At 48.7% G+C, this 24,125-nt stretch carries 16 protein-coding genes; 2 read left to right on the top strand and 14 right to left on the bottom strand.

The window, feature by feature from the left end:
• Nucleotides 1-15 precede the first annotated feature (15 nt).
• From AB4Z17_RS11945 to AB4Z17_RS11920, 6 genes are all read right to left on the bottom strand, one after another.
• Entirely contained in the window at nt 16-642 is a 627-nt protein-coding gene (locus AB4Z17_RS11945; protein ID WP_441910279.1) for a Yip1 family protein, read from the bottom strand.
• Nucleotides 635-2,092, bottom strand: a complete 1,458-nt coding sequence (locus AB4Z17_RS11940; RefSeq protein WP_441910280.1) for a hypothetical protein — start codon at nt 2,090-2,092, stop codon at nt 635-637. The genes AB4Z17_RS11945 and AB4Z17_RS11940 overlap by 8 nt, the downstream gene beginning before the upstream one ends.
• Nucleotides 2,093-2,108: 16 nt before the next feature.
• Nucleotides 2,109-2,972: a carbohydrate ABC transporter permease gene (locus AB4Z17_RS11935; protein ID WP_441910388.1), complete on the bottom strand. Its 864-nt coding sequence runs from the start codon at nt 2,970-2,972 to the stop codon at nt 2,109-2,111.
• A 14-nt stretch (nt 2,973-2,986) separates the two neighbouring features.
• Nucleotides 2,987-3,943, bottom strand: a complete 957-nt coding sequence (locus AB4Z17_RS11930) for a carbohydrate ABC transporter permease (RefSeq protein WP_339204238.1) — start codon at nt 3,941-3,943, stop codon at nt 2,987-2,989.
• A 20-nt stretch (nt 3,944-3,963) separates the two neighbouring features.
• Entirely contained in the window at nt 3,964-6,858 is a 2,895-nt protein-coding gene (locus tag AB4Z17_RS11925) for an extracellular solute-binding protein (protein ID WP_441959938.1), read from the bottom strand.
• Nucleotides 6,859-6,953: 95 nt separating this feature from the next.
• Entirely contained in the window at nt 6,954-8,336 is a 1,383-nt protein-coding gene (locus tag AB4Z17_RS11920; protein ID WP_441910282.1) for an ABC transporter substrate-binding protein, read from the bottom strand.
• Nucleotides 8,337-8,717: 381 nt separating this feature from the next.
• Between AB4Z17_RS11920 and AB4Z17_RS11915 the strand changes: the two genes are divergently transcribed.
• Nucleotides 8,718-9,479 (top strand): response regulator transcription factor, encoded by a 762-nt coding sequence (locus tag AB4Z17_RS11915; RefSeq protein WP_441910283.1) that lies wholly within the window; start codon nt 8,718-8,720, stop codon nt 9,477-9,479.
• Nucleotides 9,480-9,638: 159 nt separating this feature from the next.
• On the opposite strand, the gene AB4Z17_RS11910 is transcribed toward AB4Z17_RS11915, so the two are convergent.
• The 6 genes from AB4Z17_RS11910 to AB4Z17_RS11885 all read right to left on the bottom strand — a co-directional run bounded on the left by AB4Z17_RS11910 (nt 9,639) and on the right by AB4Z17_RS11885 (nt 19,400).
• Nucleotides 9,639-10,514, bottom strand: a complete 876-nt coding sequence (locus tag AB4Z17_RS11910) for an ABC transporter ATP-binding protein (protein ID WP_441910284.1) — start codon at nt 10,512-10,514, stop codon at nt 9,639-9,641.
• Nucleotides 10,515-10,517: 3 nt separating this feature from the next.
• Entirely contained in the window at nt 10,518-13,415 is a 2,898-nt protein-coding gene (locus AB4Z17_RS11905; protein ID WP_441959936.1) for an FtsX-like permease family protein, read from the bottom strand.
• A 25-nt stretch (nt 13,416-13,440) separates the two neighbouring features.
• Complete coding sequence (locus tag AB4Z17_RS11900; RefSeq protein ID WP_441959934.1) at nt 13,441-14,526, bottom strand: efflux RND transporter periplasmic adaptor subunit; 1,086 nt, start codon at nt 14,524-14,526, stop codon at nt 13,441-13,443.
• Entirely contained in the window at nt 14,474-15,157 is a 684-nt protein-coding gene (locus AB4Z17_RS11895; RefSeq protein ID WP_441959958.1) for an ABC transporter ATP-binding protein, read from the bottom strand. The genes AB4Z17_RS11900 and AB4Z17_RS11895 overlap by 53 nt, the downstream gene beginning before the upstream one ends.
• A 505-nt stretch (nt 15,158-15,662) precedes the next feature.
• Nucleotides 15,663-17,198, bottom strand: coding sequence for a glycoside hydrolase family 43 protein (locus AB4Z17_RS11890; protein ID WP_441959956.1), 1,536 nt, complete (start codon nt 17,196-17,198; stop codon nt 15,663-15,665).
• A 630-nt stretch (nt 17,199-17,828) separates the two neighbouring features.
• A complete protein-coding gene (locus AB4Z17_RS11885; protein ID WP_441959932.1) occupies nt 17,829-19,400 on the bottom strand; it encodes a response regulator transcription factor in 1,572 nt (523 codons plus the stop codon).
• A 122-nt stretch (nt 19,401-19,522) separates the two neighbouring features.
• On the opposite strand from AB4Z17_RS11885, the gene AB4Z17_RS11880 reads away from it, so the two are divergent.
• A complete protein-coding gene (locus AB4Z17_RS11880) occupies nt 19,523-20,665 on the top strand; it encodes a glycosyl hydrolase family 8 (RefSeq protein WP_441959931.1) in 1,143 nt (380 codons plus the stop codon).
• Nucleotides 20,666-20,940: 275 nt separating this feature from the next.
• On the opposite strand, the gene AB4Z17_RS11875 is transcribed toward AB4Z17_RS11880, so the two are convergent.
• Nucleotides 20,941-22,569 (bottom strand): response regulator transcription factor, encoded by a 1,629-nt coding sequence (locus AB4Z17_RS11875; RefSeq protein ID WP_441910289.1) that lies wholly within the window; start codon nt 22,567-22,569, stop codon nt 20,941-20,943.
• The coding region (locus AB4Z17_RS11870) for a sensor histidine kinase (RefSeq protein ID WP_441959930.1) at nt 22,544-24,125 on the bottom strand (1,582 nt) is incomplete at its 5' end. The genes AB4Z17_RS11870 and AB4Z17_RS11875, both read right to left, overlap by 26 nt.

Raw genomic sequence — 24,125 nt, 5'->3', positions numbered from 1 at the left:
AACGTTCCTCCTTTCCTAATTCCTCAAGGTGATTTCTTGATATAAGATCGTGATGAAGGTAATAATTTGTTGAATCAAGCTAAAAAACAATAAGCAGAGAAACGCCATGAACCCAATGGCAATCAGCGAGAGCATAATCGTTACGATTGTTTTGCTTGGTGTGAATTGATGAACGGTCATATTTCCAACGAACAGAAGATATACCGACCATAGAACGGCAAAGCTGTTGCAGAAATAATAAAACGTTGTCTCTTGCATGGAAATGACATTGCTTAGCCAAATCCACGGGAAGTTGACAATAACCAAAGGCAGCAGTGCGAAGCAGGTGGATGTGAAGATATCCACGAATTTACCTTCACCATCCATTAGAGTCGTAAGCGACCAATTCGCTACACACCAGAATAAGACTGGTACGAGAACATAAGTGATCTCCATTAAGCTGTTCATGTATTCAGGATTGTAGATGTTAACTAGAAACCCGCTGTACTGGCTGCTTAGTACGTTAGTCAAGATAAGCATCAGCAGAATCCCGAACGACAAGATCAAGTTCAGCTTCTTGTTCTGTTCGTATTTCAGCTCCCAATAACCGTTAAAGGGATGCATGATAACATAAAATGGAAATTTAATGTACTCTTTATTCAAACGAAACGCCCCTCTTTCTAGCCCGCTTTTTCCGGTAGATCCTTACGATCAGGGTAACGGCGGCTAATCCGATGACAACCGTCATAACGGTGCTGAAGTTTGCTCTTAGCACTTCCTTGCGGTAAAGGAGAAACGCCTTGGAATAGTTGGGTTGATCAAGGCTTTGCTTGAAGTAACGCATCGCATCGTTGTAGTCGCCCTGCCTCAGAATCGCCTTGCCGATGCCGGAATAAGCGAAATCCAAATTCGTGTTCATATTAATAGTCTTCTCATAGAGCTGAAGCGCCTTGTCTTCCTCGCCCTTGTAATAGCTTCTGACTGCTGCATTCAACGTCCGGCCGTACTCCGTCGTCTGGAACAACGTCATTTCGCCGAACGCCTTGTCCAGAACGAGGAAATCGTCCCCAACCCGTTCAATAGCAACCGGCGTGTTGAACTCTCCGATCCGATTGCCCATGCCTCCGAACACGTACATGAATTGCCCGTCTCCGTTATAAGTGAAAATCCGACCTCTCTTCGAATCAAGAACCGAGTAGATTTCACTGTCCGTAATATCGACGTCTATAAGTCTGGAAGGTCCAAGATCGCTCGTAAAGTTAATATCGCCCTGTGGTTTGTAAAAACCGGTTCTTCGCAAAATATCATTGCCTTGGGCGTTCAGCTTACGAATGGTGTCGCCCGAATCACCGCTGGTCGCGTAAATGAAGCCTTCGTCATTAATGTCCATATTGGTAAACTCTGTTGGTGTGAACATCACCATTTGGCTGCGCTGCGCCTTCGTCGACAGCCGCTTCCAGAACAGCTCCACCGGATCTACCCAGACACGGTTCGCTCCGATGTAAGAAGTGAACGCACCCTCCGCGCTAAACTCCATTAGTCCGTCGAACACACCTATCGCCATGACATAGATGCGCTGCGCTTTATCCATGACGACCCGCACCGGTTGAAAATTGAAGTTGGCCGGCAGCAGATCGGATTCAGGCTTATCTACGATTTGCTCCAAACGGCCTTTCTCATCCAGATGAACGACTCGCTTGTTCCCCGTATCGGCGATCAGCAAATGCTTCTGGTCGGTTACGAAGATACCTTGAGGATTCAGAAACGTATCGTTTACTCCGGCGTTATTGAAGGTGTCGATGATTGCCTTCTGACGATAATCTTCGTCCAACACGACGATTCGGTTATTTCCTGAATCCAGCACATAGATTTCATTGTCTACCGTGACGTGCAGATCGCTTGGATCTTTAAACGCGCCTACACCGAGCGTAGTCCCGGTCATTAAAGTCGTCGCTTCATAGGCGGAAGGAGATACGACAGATTCTCCCCAAACCGAATAGTTGTAAGAATCGCCATCCGCCGCATAAGCAATCGATCCTCCCGCACTTATGCCGAATACGCAGCATATGGCCGCAAGGAGATAAGCCCTTAGTTTCGTTTTTCTCTTCAACATCGTGCAAGTCTCCTCTCTACTCTTTCATCCCGGAAGTCGCCATCGTCTGAATGACGCTGCTTTGCGAGATGACGAAGAGCGTGATCGGTACGACCATTAATATGAGCGCGACGGCCGCCCCAACGCCAGCGCGCGCGATACCGCCCTGCGTAATCTGTCCCAGTGCGTAATGAAGCGTCTTCAGGTTCTCACTGTAGATGAAACTGCCTCCATCGGTTCCCCATAGCATAGGAAACTGCAAAATCATAAGGGTTAGCCAAGCAGGCTTCACATTCGGCATCACGATGCTCCAATAGATCCGGTACTCGCTCGCTCCATCAATCTTGGCGGCTTCCAGCAATGCCGTCGGAAGCTGCTCCATGAATTGCTTCATTAGGAATAGGCCTAATGGAAAAGCGAGCGAAGGAACGATAATAGATGCATGCGTATTGATCCAGCCGAGCCAAGACATCACCATATAGTTTGGAATCGCTGTGACATGACCCGAGAACATCAGCGACAGAACCACGATCGAGAAAAGCGTCTTCGATCCGAGGAATTGATATTTAGCGAGCGGGTAAGCCGCGGCGGAAGCAAGCAAAATATGACCTACAGTTCCGATGAGAGTAATAAGCACTGTATTGGCAATGTAACGCGATAACGGTACCCATGAATTGCCCATCAAGGCGATCAGGTCATAGAAGTTATCCAATGTCGGATTATTAACGAAAAAACGCGGCGGAAAGATAAATAATTCGTCCAGCGGCTTGAAGGCGTTGTTCACTGCATAAAGCAGAGGCAGCACCATAAAAGCTCCGAACACGGCGAGAAACGCGAACAAGATGAAGCTAACCGTAAACGAACGGTTCAGGCGCTTCGTCGTCCGAAATACGGTCATCATTTTAACGACCAACGTTACTCACCTACCTTTCTGAGCAGTTTTTGCGTCAATTTGTTAGTCCCGATCATAATACCGAACAAAACGGTCGCAATCGCCGAGGCATAACCCATCTCGAATCGAATCGTGCCGTAATCCATCAGGTGGGTTACAATCGTGTGCGCCGCATAGTTGACGCTCGGGAAACCCGCGAGCGCGATCGTAATATCGGCCACCGCGAGAGATCCCGTAATTTGCAAAACGGCGCCGAACAGCAGCTGCGGCCTCATCGAAGGCAGCGTAATGAACCATAACTCCTGCCAGCGGTTTTTTATTCCGTCTACAACACCCGCTTCTATCAGCGTCCGATCAATCGTTTGCAGTCCTGCTATAAAGGCAAGGAAGCTTGTGCCTAAGCTGAGCCATAGCTGCACGATCATGACAATCATAAGAATGTATTTTTCATTAGTCAGCCATTGGATCGGCTCCAGAATAAATCCGAATTTAATCAGGAATCCGTTCAAATAACCATAGCGGTCGCCCGAAAATACAATCAGCCAGATAAAAAACACGTTTCCAGAAATCGCCGGCGCATAGAAGATCAAAGTCATAACCGCCCGTATCTTAGGTGACAGCTCGTTAATAACCCACGCAAAGAAAAAGCAGGCAATATAGCTGACCGGACCGGTAATGATTGCGAAGATGAATGTGTTCTTCAATGCAATCATGAAGATGTCGTCGTTCAGAAATAATCTGGAGTAATTCTGCCATCCGACAAACCGCGGAAATTCGAGCATGTTGAAGTAAAAAAAGCTAAGTATGAGCGAGAATACGACCGGAATAACCGTAAAGGTAAAGAAAATAAGCATGTATGGGCTCATCAGAAGGTAATAATGCTTATTTTTTTTCAATTCCGTCCATACATGGGACAACTTCGATTTTTTCTTCGGATGGATAAGATTAGATACGGCTTGACTGGTTGTTTCGGCTTGCAATGAACTCCACCCCCAAACAATTACGGTAAATTAAATTCTTTCCGCTTAATCTCGATTTCATCGTTAATGTAGAGCACATAATCGTTAAGCGCTTCCCTAGAATTCTCGTTCGCGTTGACGACTCTGCGGAAGGCGTTGTCCAGATGTCGGCCGGTGAAATAACCGCCCGGCACTTGAGGTATGCCTTCAACCCACTCCCACTGACTGGACAGATTGTTGTAATCCTTGATTGGCCAAGGCAATTCTGCAAGTGCTTCTACGTTAGCAGTTGGATAACGTGCAGCTTCGCCCATTAAACCTTCCATCTCTCTACCGTAAGCAATTTGCGTATCCTTGCTGGTCCACCATTTCATAAATTCCCAGGACGCTTCCTTATTATCGGCATTCTCCATCATCATAACGCCAGTCGTATGACTAGCTACCGCATGATTAACGGTTCCGTTATCTTGCTCCGTACCAGGAACGAGCGTGAACTCCCACAGCCCTTTAATCTCAGGCGCGAGCACCGTCAGCATGTTATATGTTGTATAGTCCACAATGCCGATTGGCATCTCGCCCGTACGGAATCGGTTCGGGAAGTCTGCCAGTACCGGGAATTTGTAGTTCGTATAAAATTGCGTCCACTTCTTAAACATTTCCATAGATAAATCCGTATCAAGCGCACTCTTCTTATCGTCATCACGATAGAATTCGCCGCCATTCTGATAAAGCAGCATAGAGAAGGTCGCATTCGGTACGAGACTTGCGTTCGTAGCCTCGATTGGCAGCCAAAACTCCATGTTGTGCTTCTGGAGGACGGAAATCATGTTGTAAATATCCTGCCATGTCTTAGGCGGCGCAAGCCCCAGCTCCTCAAGAATATCCTTCCGATAGAACAGCATCGGGAACGACTGCTGCTCAGGCAGTGCATAGACGCCTTGATCGTACTTGTAAGGCGTAAGTCCACTGTCATGGAAACGCGAGGCTACTTCATCGAAATCACTAAACTGAGTCAAGTCTGTCGCAGCATCCCGCATCGCATAGTTCACGGGGATGTCCTCACCGATTTGCATGGCAACGTCAGGTCCCTCGTCTGCCAGTGTTGCCGGAAGCAAGATGTTCCCCGGTACAAGCCTTAAATCAACCGCGATATTCGACTCCGGCGTGAAGGAATCGTCGATTAAGCTCTTAAGCACCTGTGCTTGATCCCGTCCCGTTGTAATCCACACCGTTATTTTACGGTCCTGCTCTCCTCCCGTATTGCCGATGCTGTCATAGTCCTCGGTATAAGAAGCAAAGTACGCACCAAGCTCATGCTTCATCTCTTGAAAAAAAGTCGCTCCCGCTCTCGGAAGCTTCTTGTCTGGAGAGGACACAATGAGATAATCCAGCTTAATCGGTTGCTCGCGAACTGTGAGAATCCACGTGCCTAATCCCCCGACATTCGTTTTAAATGCGGTTAAGCGATTGCCAACCGTTTCCGGATTTTTAATCATTTCCTTTAATTGACCAACCATGGTATGAAGAACGGCTACTTTGTCGCTCCGCTCTCCTGTCGATTTCTCTAAATAATCGGCTACGTTCTGTATGATTACGGCTTGCTCTTCGAATGTCTTAACCATGTCCGGTATCCGCTTCCCTAATTGGTAATCACGGAACGGATCGGGCGTATTTGACGTAATCATCAATATTTTCCGATACATCTCATTAAGCTGCAGCACGCTGGATTCAATCGTTCGAATGAGCGGGGCGATATCGCCGAGTGAAACTTCCATTCGAATGCGATGCGTTCCCTTGGACAAATGGAACAAATACGGCTCTTCTTCATCGCCCAGTACGTTCATCTCCCAATCCATGTTGAAATTAAAGCGCAAGCGCTTCATCTCCAGGAAAGGAGTCTCTCCGTCAATCGTCAGGCTTCGAGTGGCGTATATGCCGCGCAGCGTATCCTGCTTTTGCTTTAACGCGATCTGATATAAGCCGTCTTCCGGGGCCTCAAACTCCCACTCGATCCACTGTCCAGGAAGCTTCCAGTTTGTTCCGCCGATCGTATTGATTCGAAGCTTCGACACATTGTAAGGGACGACCGTCGGACTCGACCGGTCCGCCAGCGGATATAACGTAGGAGATGATTTGGCGACCGCGTCCTCCGCTTGGATTTCAAGGTATTGATCCGATACTGCCTTGATTCCTTTGGTCTCATACTCTTTCTTCATATCCTCATACGAATACAAAACTGGTTCCTGATACAGCTCAATATAATCAATCGCCATCGGTTCCCTTAAGGCCGTCAAGGAAAACGATTGCTGCCCGCTCTCAAAGTAAAAGGAGTAAGGCTCGTCATAATATCCATTTCGATCCGTGAAAATTCCGATTTGCCATGCTGGTTTTTCTACCTGCCTTGGCCTGATTTCATTGCCGCGATCGTCACGCTCGATTTCGTCCTGTCGATTTCCCCAAACGCGATCGAATAATAAAATATCCGCTCCCTTAAAAGGGACTTTTTCGTTAATGGCAAACTGCCTTTCGATCGCAGAGCTTTTTCCCTCGATCGGCAAATAATGAATCCTTATGTTGTACAGACCCGCTTGTTTTACCAGTACATCCCACACAATGGAGCCGTTATCCGGAGTGACAACCGCCTTGCCGGACAGTCCTTCTAAATCGCCCGCTATGTCGAACCCTTCTCCAGTCGTTCCCGAGAACTTCTCGCCCTCTATTCGGATGACTTCTTCCGGCCGACCAGCATTTATGTGGCTAGTCAAATACGCATCATAACTGTCTTCTCCTGCTGATGCCGTAACAGCGTCGAAATCTCCCATGGCCATTACGCGTCTGCTATCCTTCGAATCTGAAGGGTAGAAAGCCCATATAGAAGTTGCCACTACGGTGAGAACGAGTATAATTGCGATGTAGTTCTTCTTTCTGAAGTTCAACTTTTCTCCCTCCTGCAGTAAGAAGTTAAATTCAACAACAGTCCCCATTAGAAATAGTTCTAAAATGGGGACTGTCTCTCACCCTTTATTACATGTTAAGAACCATACACCGCATCAATTGCCGCTTGGAATACCGGTTTATACTTCTCGACAACTGTAGATACCGATACCCCGCTGTTGATCTCTCCGACAAAGTCCCAGAACTTCAAAGCATCGCCGTACGTGCCATGGTCGAATACGATCATGCCAGATCCAACTAGCTTGGCGTTGTTAATGTCATCCTCGTTCGCAAAACTGCTTTCAAGGGACGCCTGACCCGGATAGTCGTATTCGGAGTCGATATCGTTGATTTTTTCCCAAATGTAAAGCAGCTGTTCTGGATGCTCCACTGCCTTTGGAATTGTTATTGCTTGGTAGGCGCCTTCGCCGGAATGATATTCCGTTGCGCTTGGTCCTTTAGGGAACGGTACGAAGCCGATATCCGCATCCGGCATATCAGTTTTGAAGCCATTCAGTTCATAAATGGCACCAGCATACATGAGCGTATTTCCTTGACGGAAAAACTGTCCAGGCTCCGTCCAATCTCCACCCTCAGTCGGTCTGTACACTTGTTCGGTTGCGAGTTTCGACAAGAAATTCAATGTTTCCTGCGTTGCTGGATCATCCAGGTTTTGCTTGTCACCTTTCGTCAGGTGAGCACCGTTCGAATACATCGCATGCTCGACAACTTGAGAATTTGCAAGCCCCCAAGTATCCAGCTTGCCGTCGTTGTTTGTATCTTTATTGGCTTCTTTCGCTGCTTGAACAAATGTATCCCAATTCCAGTTGTCTTCGTTCACATAATCTTGAAGCGCCTTGATGCCAAGCTGATTCAAGAGAGTCCGATTGTAGAAAATGCCTTGAATCAGGTTGCCCTGGTCTTCTGTGAACGCATAGCCTTTGCCCTCATAAGCAAAGAATTCGTTTGTCGCCTTTTGATTGAACACTTTCGTGTTTTTCGTATACTCGTCGACCGGCCATAGCAAATCTTGCTTAACCAATGTCGGGATCGTATAGTTTCTTCCCAAACGGACGATATCGCCAAGCGGTTCGCCCGCAAGCAAGGATGCTGTTACTTTTTGTTGATATTCGCCGAAGTCGACCGCTACGTATTCCATTTTGAAGTTATGCTTCTTCATCAGTTCATCGAGGTTTTTCTTGCGTTGTATGTTATCCGGATTGTCTTCTTTTATCGCCATATCCCACCAGGCAACGACTTTGATCGTTCTTCCACCCATGTCGAAGTCCATCTCGGGCGAGCTGTATAACTCTTCTTCTCCGTCGCCCTCAGGAACGGTCGTCTCCGTGCCCGCATTGCCCGAGCCATTTTTCGAGCCGCCGTTTGTTCCGTTGTTCTTGCTGTTGCCCGAACCGCTGCTGCATGCAGAAAGAACGAGAACGAGCGCGCATAACAAAACCATTAATTTACGAATCTTCATTGCGAATCCCCCTTAACATATTGAACTACATCGAAAGTGTAGCGCTTTCATAAGGCAAGCAACAACCTGTTGAATATCAGGTTTATTACCCGTCATATTCTAGATTGGAAATCATTTACTTTCGCCAAAAGCCGATTTTTTTTCAACAAGTAAAAACCTGCGGGCAATGCAAAGAAAAGCACGTTGTATCCACTGCCCCCAATTTACATAATTAAAGCGTAGACTTATCTCCCGTCAGGGAAACCCCTAAGTACAAGTATAAGAATGTAAAGCATCTGTTGATTTACTGTGCTTATATTTCACAGCGAAACGTTAGCTTTTACAGCCAAATACGGCGGTAGACGTTTACGCTCAAGCAAATGCAATTGGGAGGTAACCATCGTGTATAAAGTGCTGCTTGTCGACTATGACTCCACATCGTCGATGGAGATGTTGCAACATATGCCAGAGTGGAATGGAATTGGATTTGAATTGGACGCTTATGCGAACAGCTCTGCGGACGCTATCGAATTTCTCGATCGAAACTATTTTTCGCTCATCCTGGTCGGCATGAACGGCTCTCACCATGACGCCTTGTTTCTTTGTGATTACATTCGCCGGAAGAGCCGCGTACCGCTCGTCTTGATAGGCGGAAGCAACGACTTCCAGCTTGCCCGAAAGGCTCTCTATTACCAAGTAAACGATTATTTGCCAGACCCTGTTTCTTCTGTTGAACTGACTTCATGTCTTCTGACCGTCAAAGGCGAGCTTGATTGTGTAAACGATAAAAATAAAGCGCTATCATGGACGCCTGTGGAAAATGATGCCCAGCCTCAGCCTAATATCATCGAGAGGGTCAAGGAATATGTCGATGAATCGCTGCATCAAAATATTACCTTGAAGCAAATTTCCAACAGTCTGCATTTCAATTGCTCGTATTTAGGTCAAAAATTCAAGTATCAGGAAAATATGACCTTCAATGAATATTTGCTGCAGCAGCGCATGGAGAAAGCAAAGCTGCTGCTTGAGAATACGGACATGAAGGTGTACGAAATCGCGAATGAGATCGGATATTCGGAGATGGATTGGTTCTATAAAAAGTTCAAAGCGTATACCGGTGTAAGTGCTAACGAATATCGTAAGTTGTTTTCCATTATCGCGTAACCGCTTACATTTTTGCTTGGCGGATTCGTCTGACATTTCTAGCAAAAAAACCTCATCCTCGCCTAATAGCGGGAAATGAGGTTTTTGCTTTTGTATAGGAGGTTTCCCAATCACGTCATAATCTTTAAGATTGCTGCTACGTTAACTTTCCGTGCGTTCCTAACGCGGATAGAGGACAATGCGTCCATCCTCCATTTCTACCCGCACCTTGTTGATTTCTTTGAATCCTTCCGTGTCTAGGAAACCGGAAGGAATTTGCAACCGACCCGCTTTATCCAGCACCGCATATTCCGTGTGGCTCTCCGCCTCCAGCATGGCGCTTTCGGCATCCAACATGGCCAGCTCATCAGCGTAAGAGACTTTACGAATCATCTCTGCCGACGTTTTGCCATCCCGAATCTGAACGACCCGGTCCACCTTGCGGGCCAATTCCGGATCATGCGTTACAATTACGATCGTAATTCCGATCGATCGATTAAGCGCTCGGAACAAATCGAGTACTTGATTCGATGTGTTCGTATCGAGGGATCCTGTTGGCTCATCGGCGAGCAGCAGCTTCGGATCGTTGGCAAGCGCAATCGCGATCGCCACCCGCTGCTGTTCACCGCCAGACAGCTCATTCAGCCTGTTCTTCATCCGGTGGCCAAGCCCCACCGCCTCCAGCAGCTCCATAGCCCGAGCCCGCCGGTGCTTGCCGCGAAGCAGCATCGGAAGCTCCACATTAGCAAGCGCCGTTAAATAAGGAATTAGATTACGCGCATTGTTTTGCCATACAAAACCGACTGTATCGCGCTTATAGTCTACCAGTTCCTTTTCTCCAAACTTCAGCAGGTCTTTGCCGTCCACATAAAGTTTGCCGGCCGACGGCTTGTCAAGTCCCCCCAGCATATTCAGGAGAGTCGACTTGCCGCTGCCTGAATTGCCGATAATCGCCATTAGCTCGCCGGCCTCGACCTGTAGATCCAGACCTTGCAGAGCGAACACCTCAAGATCCGCCATTTTGTAAATTTTGACGAGTCCTTCACTTCTAATCATCGTTTACTCCTCTCCAAGCTTGAGTGCTTGTGCAATCCGGATTCTCGACAAGCGGTAACCGAGAATAAGCAAACCCAGGGTCAGCGTAATACCGACGATGCTGTACAACTGCAAATAATCACTGAGCCGCTGAATCATTTCAAAAGGCGGCACTTGATCCTTCGTTGCGAAGGACATCTCGAAGAGCGGTACGAAGAGCTCGCTTATCGAATTGCCGATGAAAACGCCCAGAACAACTGCCGCTCCCGAAGTCAGCAATTGTTCGCTGACGAGCATGCCGATAATTTRTCTGAACCGAATACCCATTGCCCCGAGCACGCCGTATTGAAGTGTTCTGCCTGATAACGTGAGCACCCAGAACAGCAAGAAGCCGAAGAAACTGATGAGCATGGAGATAACAAATCCGAGCGTCATAACGCCATTGATTGCGAGTCTGAACGGATCGTTTTTTGATTCAATCAGCTCTTGCGTGGCATCCTGAAGCTGGATGATTCGCAGCTTCTTCTCCGCCAGTTGGTCGTAGACGAATTGGCTTGTAACGCCATCCTTCAGTTTCAGCCATACTTCGTATGGCTCTACAGCAAGTCTCTTCTGAATTGTTCCGAGATGGCCTACGATCAAGTTGGGCTGAACCGCTTTTTCATTATCCTTGCTGCCCGTAGGAAGAGGATTCCAGCTTGGCCAATAGTCGATAATGCCATAGACGACGAATTGCGCCTGATCGAGCCCGTCCCAGGACAAGCTGATAGTATCGCCTGGCTTTACTTTTGCCTTCTTCGCGATTGAACGAGAGATCAGTACCGCCTTCGTATTAGGCGCGAGGAGATTAAGGTAGCCGTTAATGGGATAGTCAAGCAGCCCATCCTTCATCCATGTCGTCTGGCCGAAGTTCATCGTGTCGATGCCAAAGAGCGTCGTCGCTCCGCTTGCCCCACTGGCAGGCGTGACGAAGCGCGCATTCTCTTTCTTAAATACTTTAGCGCTCGCCTCAATGCCTTCCAGCTCTTCGAACGGCTGAAACGGCGGCTCGATGTAATTTACCCGGCTCGAGCTGGACGGTGTCGGTTCGGTCAGTGTTTGAGAGGCCGACGACATATAGGTTGAGGGACGCGCATCGCTTTCCCAGCGGGTCATAATCGACATATCCGCTCCGATGGCGTACTGAATCTTGCTCTCCATGTTGTCGTTTATGGTTCGGGCCGCATTCGCGCTAAAGAGTCCTGTCGCAACGGTCATGATCAGAAACAGCTTGATCGTCTGATATTGACCGGACGATCGGCTAATCTGTATTAGCGTGTTGTACAGCGCTGGCGACCACCATCTGCGGCCTGCCCAATAGATCAGACGTATGAACCACGGATAAACCCGCAGCAGCAGCAAGCCGCCCCCGAGAGCAAAAAGCGAAGGCATCAGAAACAGCATCGGATCGAGCTGGAAAGCATCCGAATCAAGCCCTAACCGCTGCAAATCCTCCTGCCGTTTGTTGAAATTATAGAGCAAATACATAGCAACGCCGACGAGGATAAAATCAAGTCCAGTCTTATGCCAAAACGTCAGCTTGTTATGGCGGGCATTCTGCTGCTTATGACTGACGATGCTGACTCTGGTCGCCATGAAAGCCGGTATGAGAGTCAAAACCAATGCGGCAGCTACCGCTGCACCTGACATCAAGTAAGCGCTGCTGGTCAGACTGACCTCAAGGGCCGAACGATCGACGAACTCTAGGAAACCGTTCGAGGCGCCTAATACTTTAGTGAACAGAATGCCGAGAAAAGGTCCAACCGCAAGTGCGCTAACGCCAAGAAATAGGCTTTCGAATGTATAGGCCGTCATAATCTGCAGACGACTTGCCCCTCTGCTGCGCAGGACGGAAATCTCCGTCTTCTGCCGTTCAATAATAAGATTGGCGGCCATGTAGAGATAAAAGGCGAGCATCAGCATGACCGGCGAATAAAGAGACAGCATCATGATATCAAGCTTCTCTTGCTTTCCTTGATAGGCATCCACAGTCGATGTGGCAGGGATATTGACTTCGTCGACGCCGATGCGACCACGGAAATATCGCCTGATGTCCTTGTCGGCCTGTACGAATGCATCAATCGAATCGATCGTTAACTTCTCGTAATCAAGCGCCACGCGCCAATCGAGGCTCGCGAGCTTCGTCTTGCCTCCAATTATAAAATCGCTCTCGAATTGATCGAATGGAATAATAAAACCATCGCTGTCCTCTGAAGCGAGATAAGGCAAATAAGGATCAGCAGTCGGATCCGTCTCCATGATCCCTACCGCGATAAAGCGGAACTTCATTTTGTCCGGCGCTTCCGCGATCAATTCATCCCCGAGATCACGCTTCGTCGCAATAAGGAACTTCTGCGTAACGAGAGCCTCGTAAATGCCGTCCGTGCGTACGGCTGGCATCACGCCGTCGATCAGGCGAACGCGCTTCTCAAGACCGGATAGCGACTTGATGCTGCCCGCCGCCTTTTGCGACTGCTTCTCCTGATCCGTAGCATCCGCTCCGTACACCTTCATTCGCTGCGTGAAGCGTTGTTGATAAGCGGATAAAGCTTCAAGTCCCGCTCTTCCCGGTATCGTTTGCACGAATCGGTCAGCCCGCCTGATGGCCTCTACTGTCTTCTCGTCCACGGTCGACGAGGAAACTGTCGTTCCGATGCGAATATATCCCGGATACACGCCTTCTTGAAGCTGCACCGATTGAAGCTCCTTCTGCAGCGTCTGCTGCAATATGGCTTCGGAGTAAAGCGGCATGGAGCTGAACAAAGCCACGCACACCGTAAGGCCGATCCAAAGGTTCAACTGCAGCCACTTGTTGTTTGCCATCTTTCGAAGGATCATCGTCCATAAGGCCATACGTACACCCCATCCCAGCGCCGGATACATTGCTGTACCCGGTCTTCATTGTTAGTTAGTTGTTCAAGATGACCTTCTGGCCTTCCTCGAGTCCCTTAATGATTTCGGCCTCCGTCGGCGTTATCAGCCCCACCTCAACGTCGACCTCCTTGCGTCGCTCGCCTTCCGCCACCTGTACGTAATAGCGCCCCATGTAAGAACGAATGGCCGAGCGAGGCAGGATGATGACGTTCTCGCGCTTCTGAAGCTCGATCGTCAGCTCGGCGCTATCTCCGATTTGGATACCTGCCGGGGCCTTATCCAWGCTCATGTAGAGCGTTACAGCATTGCGCTCTGCTTTGGATCCATCCGTTCCGATAGGAACAGTCGAAGGAGATTGCAGCACTTTGCCCGTATACGCCTTTCCCTTGTATTTCAAATTGACCGGCATTCCTGCTTCGACCGGCTGTACCTCCTTCATGTCTGCTGCAACATACGTAAGCTGAATGCGGGACGTATCCGCAATCGATACGATAGCCTGGTAGGCGTTCACAAAGTCGCCCGCATTCAGCGTCTCCACGAACGTCACCGTTCCGGATAGGGTCGCATAAAGACGTGATTTGGCAAGACGCTTCTCCATCGACTGAAGCGATATTTTCTCGCGTTCGAGATCGATTTCGCGCAAACGCAAGTCAGTGGTCGACGCGCCGTCAAGATACGCTTGCTTGAACAGCAGCTCTGCTCGTTCCACGTTAAGCCGTTGAAGGCTAACCTGAAGCTCAAGATCACCGGTTTCCTGCTCCACGAGCAGATCGCCAGCGTGAACTTCCTGCCCGGCGCTTACCTTGATTGCTTTGAGCCGGCCTCCCGATTCCTTGAATGACAAGTTCTCCGCGCTCGAGGAAACGAAATGAGCCGTTCCTTTCAGATACGTCTGAATCGATCCGCGGCTTGCTTCTACGATATCCAATTGCTCCTGCGCCGGCTGAACAAGCGGCGGCTGCAAAGCAGATTGCTCTGCAGGGAGAAGGCCGCATCCGGACAGCGCTAGCATCAATGCCAACGCCACTGCCGATCGGCGCACGCCTGAAAGCAGCGGTCCGCCTCCCTTATTCGATGTTCGTTTGCGATACAATTCTTCCATCCTCCAATGAAATGACATGATCGACAAGCTCCATAATGCCCGGGTCATGCGTGGTCAGAACGACCGTCATACCAGAACGATTAACGAGCTCCCGGAATACTCTCATTACTTGAAAGCCCATTCGACTATCGAGCTCCGCCGTCGGCTCGTCCGCGATGAGCAGCACAGGCTCGTGGGCAATTGCCCTTGCGATCGCCACGCGCTGCTGCTCTCCTCCTGAGAGCTCGGCCGGCCGGTGCTTCATTCTTTCCTTCATTCCAACCTGCTCCAATGCCCGTTCCGCCGCCTCCCGATTGCCCTTAAACGGCGTGCCCGCAACGCGCAGGCCGAATTCCACGTTCTCGTATGCATTCATGAGCGGAATAAGTCCAAATGACTGGAAGACGAGGCCGATTTCTTTGCGCCTCAGAGCACTTCTCTCTTTTCCGGGCATACGCGTAATTTCTCTGTCTCGGAAAAACACTTGCCCTTCCGTTGGCTCGTCAAGCGCGCTGAGCATATTCAGCAAAGTCGTCTTGCCTGAACCGGACCTGCCCTTAAGCGCAACCATCGATCCGGCCRGTATAGCCAAATGAACATCCGATAACGCGGTGACGGCGCCGCTGCCTCTACCGAATACACGCTTAAGGCCGACCGCCTTCAGAATCATCCCGCCGATTGCTTCTCCCGGCAATTCTAACTTCGCCAATACCGCTAACCTCCTCATTTTTCCCCGTTATTACTATTTATTTTAACGCTTTCATTTCTGTAGAAGTACCTGTTCATTTCTTGTTCGTTTACCCTATAAACGATAGCTTTGGTCTCGATTAACAACTAAAAAACAACAAATTGAACCCTAAATCGCAAGCTAAGGCCTTTTTTCAATTGAACTATATAAGTTGAACTAAAGTTTCTCGTTTTGGTCGCTGCGCGAGAAGATCATTCTTACGATCGCGGTTGTAACCAGATTTTTTGATTGACTAAGTCATTTAAAGGTAAAAATCCGGCTACAAAGGCGAACACTTCGTTTCTCCAGAACGATCTTCTCGCTGCGCTTAAACTGTATTTCTTTAGTTCAACCAATATAGGAACTCCACTAACAACAAAACCTCTACTTTACATCAAAGAAAAGACTCGCAGCGAAGAGGCTGCAAGTCTTTTTCTGTTCAATTCAATTATTTAGAAAACTGCCATGCACGAAATGTGAACAAATCCGTATCGGCCTTGCCTTTGAACACAAAATACAGATCGTGAATGCCTACGGCGCCTTCAACCACCGTATTTATTTCTGTCCAGCCTGTCGATCCGTCTGCCTGTGGAACAGCAAGCGTACCTATCAAATCGCCATCCGGACTGTCCAAACGAAGCTCTATGACGGCAGCCTCGCTTCCGCCTGCTATGAACGCCGAAAACGTAGAGGCGCCCGCGCCGAAGTCCACGCCTGACACAGCTGTCCAATCGCCGTTGTGAATAGCTCCGATTGCAACCTCTTCTACCGTCGTTCCGTTATCGTCCATCTTATGAGGCAACGCATCAATGCCTGCGCTCCAAGCAAGCGTTCCCGCCTCCACTCGCACGAACGGGTTAAGCTTATCGAGCTGCGGTACGCCTTTCAAATCCGCTTCAATTTCTAGAATCGAGCCGTCCGCGCCGAAGTTCACTTTGTTCAAATGCGTCGATCGATAGCCTTTCGGTACACCCATCGCCTTTGATAATGTCTGCGCATGATACGCAATGTACCATTCGTCCTGGAATTGGAACATCGCATGGTGATTATTGCCGCCCACGCCGAAGAAGTGGCTGGGATTTTTCAGAATGGTCCCTTGGTATGTCCATGGCCCCATAGGATGATCGCTTGTCATGTAAGCGATTTCCCCTGCAGGCGGACTCCCTTCTGGACGAATACCGTCATAGAAATTCGAGCAGTACGTGTAATAATAAGTGCCTCCTGCTTTATTGATCCCGGCATCCTCGAACATGAATGGCGCTGGAATGACAGCGGCTTCGCCGACGACGCTGATCATGTCGTCACCTAGCTGCATAACGCGAGCCGTATCCGGCTTCTCCTCTTTGCCCTCTGGGATACCACCGCCGAAGTAGATGTAGCCCTTGCCGTCATCATCGACCAGCACGGCCGGATCGAACAGCCATGTCACGCCTTCTGCGGCCGGCGCCGATCTCGAAATTAACGGCTTGCCGATCGGATCGATCCAAGGTCCCGTCGGGCTGTCGCTCGTCAGCACGCCAATGCCACTGGCGTTATTCGCGAAGTAAAGGAAGAACTTATCCTTGCCGTCAATTACCTTATGCGCCGCTGCCGGCGCCCAGGATTGCGTCGCCCACTTCGCCTCCCCGTCTAGACCAGCGGCAACTACGAAACCATGATCCGTCCAGTTCATTAAGTCCGAGGAGGAAACGATCGACAGCCGCTTGATTGATCCGTAAGAGTTATCCTTCACCTCTCCAGCGGAGTCGTATTCTAGTACGTCGTAGGTATTGTAAATATAAACACGGCCATTAAATACGAGAGCATAAGGATCTGCGCCGAATTTATGGGATACGAGAGGATTGCCGTTCTGCGGAAGCTTCCCGACCGCGCTGGCAGGCGGCTCATAGCTCAGCTTCGAGGTTGCCTGGTTAACGTCATATGCCGTGTTATTATGATTGGATTCCAAGATTTCCAGACTGCTTACCTTCAATTCATCTTTCATTTTCACAATCAACTCCCGCTTTTGTTTTAATGTAATCGTAGCCAGCGCTTTGCTGCCGTCAAGATTCGTGAATGAAACCTTGGAACCGTCGTCATTGCTGATCCAAAGCTCCAATCCTTCATCGGAAGGCTTTAAGGCGACATTTGCCGCCGAAACATTATTGAGGTTCAGAACGATCGAACCGACTTCGAATGCAACCGGAATGTGAAGCAAGGCGCGAATTTGTACAACCTCAGCCCCGATCGGGAAATCATCCATGAGTAAATCCACTTCATATGTGCTATCCCTCTTCTTGCTAAGTTCTACCGTCTCTTCCTTCAGATAAGCCGACAGCTTCACATCAGGCCGCTGCTCCGATTCATTCCGGTTAGCCTGCAATTGKCTGAGAAGGAATATCGCTGTGGCGGTCACTGCAAGGGCGGCAATGAGTCCAAAGCGCATCTTGCTTGTCAAAAAGCTTTCACCTCTTTCCCTATTATTGAACATAGTAAGGTTAACCTCGGCAAGGAACAACCCGCCAAGTTCTCAGTCATTACCCGTCAATTTCTAGTTGTTATGCAGATGAATCCGATCAGAATGCAAAATCGCAATTCAAGCAGCACTGCCAACTAACATCCCTTGGTCAAAAAACTATTGCAGGTTCCATTTGTTTCGATATTCGGAAGGTGACATTTGCTCCAGCTTATCGAATTGAGTGATGAAATAATCGGAATTGTTAAACCCGACACGCTCTGCCACCTCGTATATGCGCAAGTCCTTAATCCTCAACAATTTTTTCGCTTCTGTAATTCTCACCTGCTGCAGATATTCATTAAAGTACACACCGTATTTTTTTTTGAAGAGCTGTCCTAAATAAGCCGGATTCAAATAGAATTGACCAGCAATGATTTTCAAACTAATATTTTTGCTGTAATTTTGGTCAATGTACGTTTTGATTTTGTGAATTCTCCCCTTCCCGTAGGTTCTGTATAGCATGTTGATCAAATCGCTTGCTTCGAAAACGAAAGCGTTAAGCAGCCGTTTGATCTCGTCTAACGTGACATTATAATCATACCAATTTATAATTGGCTCAAAGGACGTCAGCTCGGTTTCATCACCTTCCATGCTTCTAATCGATATACTAATCAATAGCACGCAATGTACGATGCTTGTTTGAATCGCCTCGGGCGAGAAACGTTTCTCGCGAAATTCAGAAAATATCCGATTAACGACCAGTTTGATTTCATATGAATCATTCTCCTCTACTGCCTCTACCAACTTCCGATATAGGTCGTCGTCTAATTGTCCGTAAACCAATGTTGTTTCTTTCACTTCGCTATATGCAATGAAACACTCGGCGCTTCTGTAATACTTGCTAGTTACTGCTTTCTTGGCGCTTGCATACGATTCCTTGATCTTATCCAATTGCTTGACCGTTGTTCCCGCGTATGCGCGATACGGAAGCCCATAGCGATGTTCGAGCCGCATTAATAAAAGCTCCATAAACGTCTTTATGCTTCCTCCAACGCCAGCAAGATACATGGAGGGAACGATCAACCCATAGGTTCTTCCGTGCTCGTATATAAACGGCTCTGACGCCCTTGGGACGATTTGCTGTATCGCATCCCGAATGTCTGCCCGAATTTTCTCCTCTAACGGAAGCTTCCTTCCGCTCCAAGGATGAACGTTATTCAGCTCAATTAACGTGTATGTAAACGCCTCTGATCCGATCGCCATTTCCAGCACTATGCTTTCCTCTTTCGCCGTCCCCGTCGATTCTCCCCTGATCAATGTTTCGATCTGCTTCTGGTTGTTCAGCATGCGTTTACGCACTTGAAGCTGTTTTTTCTTCTCCAGCTTGTCGTGCAGCTTCACAAGTGCACAAACAAAGTCATCTTCTTCGATAGGCTTAAGCATATAATCCAATACGCCCAAACGAACGGCCTGCTGCGCATAACAGAAATCGGTATGCCTGCTTATAATAACGAACTCGGTATCGAGCTTCTCCTCCTCCGCAGCTTGGATTAAGGCAAGACCGTCGAGTACGGGCATTCGGATATCAGTGATGACAAGATCGGGTTTTTTATCTCTAATCATGGCAAGCGCGTCCTTGCCATTAGCCGCTTCACCGATCACTTGATAACCGTTGCCCTCCCAATCTATCATTCCTATAAAGTCTTTGCGGAAAAATAGTTCGTCGTCGACAATAATAACGCTATGCATGAGGCAGCYCTCTCTCTTCGAAAATTGAAAAGTGCTATATTTTTTAAAGTAAACGCTATAATTCCTTAAGCATCGACCATGTTATGATAGGTTCAAAAAAATGTAATGTGGAGGTTGCGACAATGTCAGACTCAAACCAAGGTGCTTTCCATACAGGCAGCTACAGAAATCTATTCAAGGAACTTGGGTATTCCTTTCAGGAAATCGAAAGCAAGCTGGAGCAGGCTTGGAACGAACTGTTCTATGGCAGCCCTGAAATGCGCATCTATTACCCTTTGGGCGACGACAAAGGGTATCTTCTAGATACCGGCAATCTGGATGTACGCTCAGAAGGCATGTCTTACGGCATGATGATGGCGGTGCAAATGAACAAAAAAGATGAATTCGACAGGCTATGGAACTATGCGAAGACGTTCATGCAGCATAAGGACGGGCGTTACAAGCATTACTTCGCGTGGCACTGCAAGCCGGACGGCTCTCGTATTTCTCAAGGTCCAGCACCCGACGGGGAAGAATTTTTCGCCATGGCCTTAATTTTCGCCTCGAACCGCTGGGGTAACGGGCCAGTGCCGTTTGATTATTCCGAGCAAGCCAAAACAATTCTGCGCGCATGCATCCATCAGGGAGAGAACGGCGAAGGCGACCCAATGTGGGATCCAGCAACGAAGCTGATTAAATTCATACCTGAATCGCCGTTTAGCGATCCCTCCTATCATCTTCCGCACTTCTATGAATTGTTCGCGATTCATGCCGATGAACAGGACAGGCCGTTCTGGAGAGATGCCGCTGAAGCGAGTCGCGCTTACCTGCATGCCGCCTGCCATCCGGAAACGGGACTCTCCCCCGAATACGCGAACTATGACGGAACACCTGCGGTACCTCAGCGGCACGGCGACTTTCGGCATTTTTTCAGTGACGCTTACCGCGTAGCGGCGAATATCGGACTTGACTATGAATGGTTCCGCAAGGACCCATGGCAAATCAATCAAAGTAATCGCATCCAGGCGTTCTTCCGCAACATCGATGTTTCCGACTATCGTCGCTATACTATCGAAGGCAAACCATTTGAGGAACTGGCGCTGCATCCGATCGGCCTTCTCGCCACGAATGCAATGGCATCTCTCGCTGCGGACGGACCCGATGCCGCCTATTTTGTCCGCTTGTTCTGGGACACGCCCCTCCGTACCGGCGATCGGCGCTATTACGATAATTGCCTGTATTTCTTCAGTCTGCTGGCATTAAGCGGCAACTACCGTATTTATTAAACAATTTCACAAGGTGAAACGGCTGTCGCCGTCATTTGGCGGCGTGGCTCGATTCATTCCGAGAAATATAAGACTTCGATTGCGATCCGCGGCACCGCTCGGCCTCTCGTTACATCAATTTATCGTCTTCAAGATACATCCACAACCTGACGAACCCTATGTTTTTACCCTTCAAATTGCAGTACTGCAACAACCGGCTGCGCGCAGAAACAATAAACAAGGCGAAAGGATAAGAGAAACCTTATCCTTTCGCCTTGTTCATTGGAATTCATCTATTATACGTTGAGTGAATCGCGATACTCTTGGGGCGTCATGCCCGTCACCTTCTTGAAGAAACGCGTGAACGAATGAGCGGCTTCATACCCGACTGATACGGCAACCTCTCTTACCTTCAAATCGTTGTCATGCAGCAGTTCCTTCGCTTTTCTTGCTCTGCAGGTGTCGATATATTCAGATAGATTAATGCCTCGTTCCTGCTTGAAGAAACGCGACAGATAGGATGGATTGAAGTAGTGGATTTCCGCAAGCCTTACCAAAGAAAGGTCCTCCCTCAGATGGTCGTCGATGTACTGGCAGATTCGGTCAATAACTTGCGAGGTTCTGTCCCGCTCATCGCTCTGCTTATATCGGAAAATCGCTTCCGCGGTTTGCTTCAAATACTCGAACCCCTCCTTCATCGAGGCATGGCAGTCCAGTCGCATCAGCTTCCCGTGATCATCAAGGCGGCTTTGCAACCCCAGCTTGTTCAAGCACGAGTAGAGTATCAGAGCAACCGAATAATAAGCTTCGATGGATCGCTGCGCTTGCTCGTTGTGAAGCAGCGCCACTCTCGACAATTGCTCCCAATCAGAATAAAACTCTTCCGCACGGCCAGCCTCCAAATGTGCAGCCATAATTTCTACTTTACGGCTCGGTACGAATGCTTCTTTCCCCGAAAATCCGTCCATATTCTCGTCATGATCCCTTAGAATCATGCCAATGCCGGTTCCGATCCTAAGCTGCTGCAGTCGGCGCAGTCTCTCATATTGCTGGGTGATGGCCGTCCAATCGCAGCTTGCTCCGCTTATTGTCAACGTGATTTCCAGTTTAAGAGAGGAGAGGCAGGCTTCTTGGATAAGCTCGAGTACCCCCTCGATATAACATGCAAAGTCGACGGCTGGTTTCCCACCGCTTTCACTTCCAGGCTGTATGAACCACATAAGGTCACCATGCCGATCGACAATTCCGATGCTCTTCACATGGTCCTTCAGCAAGGAATCCCATATCGTCCTGGCCGAAGCAAGCAGCTTGCTCCTCTCCGTATACGTCATGCCGGACGGGTACGACAACCTAGCAAGCACGAGCATGACAGTTTTCGTTGGGTCCAGTCCGATATTCAAATGGCCGAATTCCTCCATGAGCTCCTTCTGCTCCGAACAGAGCGAATCGCTCTCATGCAGCAGTTGCCTCATATAATCACCTTGCGCCATGAACTCGTATGCATACTTCTGCTCACGTGATTGCTCAAGCAACATGTTCTCAACCGTGCTTCGCTGAATATCGAGCAAGGCGCCCCGGACGGCTTCCGTCACTTTCGCATACCCTTCTGTCTTCAGCAAATAACGGACATCCGGCATTTGAAATGCCCGGTAAGCAAAATCGAATTCGCTATGTCCCGTAAGAAAAATGACCTTGCATCTCGGCCAATACGTCAATATTTCTTCCGACAACTCCAGTCCGTTCTTGCCCGGCATGGCGATATCAGTCATTACAATATCGATGCGCGTTCGCGACATCCATTCCAAAGCTTCCTTAGCCGAATACGCCTTGCAAACGTCCAATTGATCCGGAATGAGCTTGCTCAACACCTCATAAAGTCCGTCGGTTATAATTTCCTCGTCATCGACGATTAGCAGCCGGTGCATCCCCATCCGCCTCCTTTGAATTTATGCGTATTTCGACTCGCAAGCCACCTAACTCACTTCTTGATAGAAACAAGCCGCTGCCTTCGCCATAGGTCAGTATAATCCGACGGTGGATATTAATGATCCCTGTCATTTCATGCGCTTCCCCGTTATTTGCCATTTGACCGTTCAAAGCGTCGATTAGAGCGTCGTCGATCCGGCTTCCGTTGTCTTCGACGACAATCATGGATTCCTGCTCATTCCGTACAAAGAAGATGCGCAGAAAGCCCTCCTCCGACATTTTCTCAAGACTATGTTCATACGCGTTCTCGATAATCGGCTGAACGATAAGCCTTGGTACACGTATGCGCTCCATTTCCTTCGGCAGCTCGTCGAACTGTACGCTTATGCGTCTAGAAAACCTAAGCTTCTGGATCTCGGTATACATCCTTGCATGCTTGATTTCCTCCGAAAGGTAAACATTATCCTCCCCGTTGCGCGTAATGAATCTGAAATATTCGCCCAGCATATTTGTAAAAAGCTCAATACGATCCGTATCGCCCGTTTTGGCAAGCGAATTAAGGATAAAGAAGCTATTGTACAGGAAATGCGGGTTAATCTGTGACTGCAGCTGCTTCAGTTCAGCCTTCTGCATCATCAGCTTCTGCTTAAAATCCTGATCGATCAGCGTCTGCAATTTGTTCAGCATCTGATTAAAACGATCATATAAATAACCGAATTCGTCCTTCTTCTCGTGATCGATCTGAATATCCAGCGTACCGCCTTCCATTCTGCGGAAGCTCTGAACAAGCAGCAGCAGCGGCCGATGAACGAGCCTGTATGTCGAGAGGGAATAAACAACGATAGCGAGAATCGACGTACCCGTGAACAGCCAAGCCCATAAATTAAACTTATTAAGCGGTCTCTTGACCGTCTCCTCCGGCAAATACGTAACGACAGAAAGCCCTAATTCCGGCGAATTGGCTTTGTCGACATGATATGTTTGTCCATTTACTTTCAATAGCAGGGTACTTTCTTTCGAAAGGCGGGTTGTTTGCAAATATTCATTCAAAATAATGCTAGATTTGTCGTTGCCAAGCAGCATAAAATCCACCTCATCGGCGATCAGGAAAGAACCGCTCTCAGCATAAACGCTCATTTGATTTAACGATTCCTTCAGCTTCGCCGTATCGAGCTCGATCTGCACGATGTAGAGCGGCTCTTCCCCCTTCCTTCCCCCGAACTTGGAGGCGCTTAGATGAAGTGAATCTCCCTGCCTGATGAGACGCTTCGCCCCGTTTCGTTCCGACACGGCTCGGATTTGGTCATACCTTCCTTGCTCGAGATCGTGAACGGCATTGCCGAATGAGAGCGTTTTGCCGATGGAGGGGATATGAACGTATATATCCTTCATATAAGCGCTGCTGTTCTTAATGGAGGTCAGCCGATGAACCAAGTAGTCCATGCTCTCCTTCTTCTCGACGCTGTCCATCATATCCCATGTTACCGCGACTTTCGTAAGCTCTCCTTCCTGCAGCATATCGAATTGCTGAACCTCCAGCCATTCCACCTCGCGG

Origin of the sequence: Paenibacillus sp. TAF43_2, assembly GCF_052113545.1 — a bacterium.
Classification (GTDB): domain Bacteria; phylum Bacillota; class Bacilli; order Paenibacillales; family Paenibacillaceae; genus Pristimantibacillus.
This window is presented reverse-complemented; position numbering and strand designations above follow the sequence as displayed.

Excerpts from the sequence above, each read along its gene's own strand:
- AB4Z17_RS11940 (WP_441910280.1), bottom strand. The coding sequence starts at position 2,092 with ATGTTGAAGAGAAAAACGAAACTAAGGGCTTATCTCCTTGCGGCCATA.
- AB4Z17_RS11935 (WP_441910388.1), bottom strand. The coding sequence starts at position 2,972 with ATGATGACCGTATTTCGGACGACGAAGCGCCTGAACCGTTCGTTTACG.
- AB4Z17_RS11920 (WP_441910282.1), bottom strand. The coding sequence starts at position 8,336 with ATGAAGATTCGTAAATTAATGGTTTTGTTATGCGCGCTCGTTCTCGTT.
- AB4Z17_RS11910 (WP_441910284.1), bottom strand. The coding sequence starts at position 10,514 with ATGATTAGAAGTGAAGGACTCGTCAAAATTTACAAAATGGCGGATCTT.
- AB4Z17_RS11890 (WP_441959956.1), bottom strand. The coding sequence starts at position 17,198 with ATGAAAGATGAATTGAAGGTAAGCAGTCTGGAAATCTTGGAATCCAAT.
- AB4Z17_RS11885 (WP_441959932.1), bottom strand. The coding sequence starts at position 19,400 with ATGCATAGCGTTATTATTGTCGACGACGAACTATTTTTCCGCAAAGAC.
- AB4Z17_RS11880 (WP_441959931.1), top strand. The coding sequence starts at position 19,523 with ATGTCAGACTCAAACCAAGGTGCTTTCCATACAGGCAGCTACAGAAAT.
- AB4Z17_RS11875 (WP_441910289.1), bottom strand. The coding sequence starts at position 22,569 with ATGCACCGGCTGCTAATCGTCGATGACGAGGAAATTATAACCGACGGA.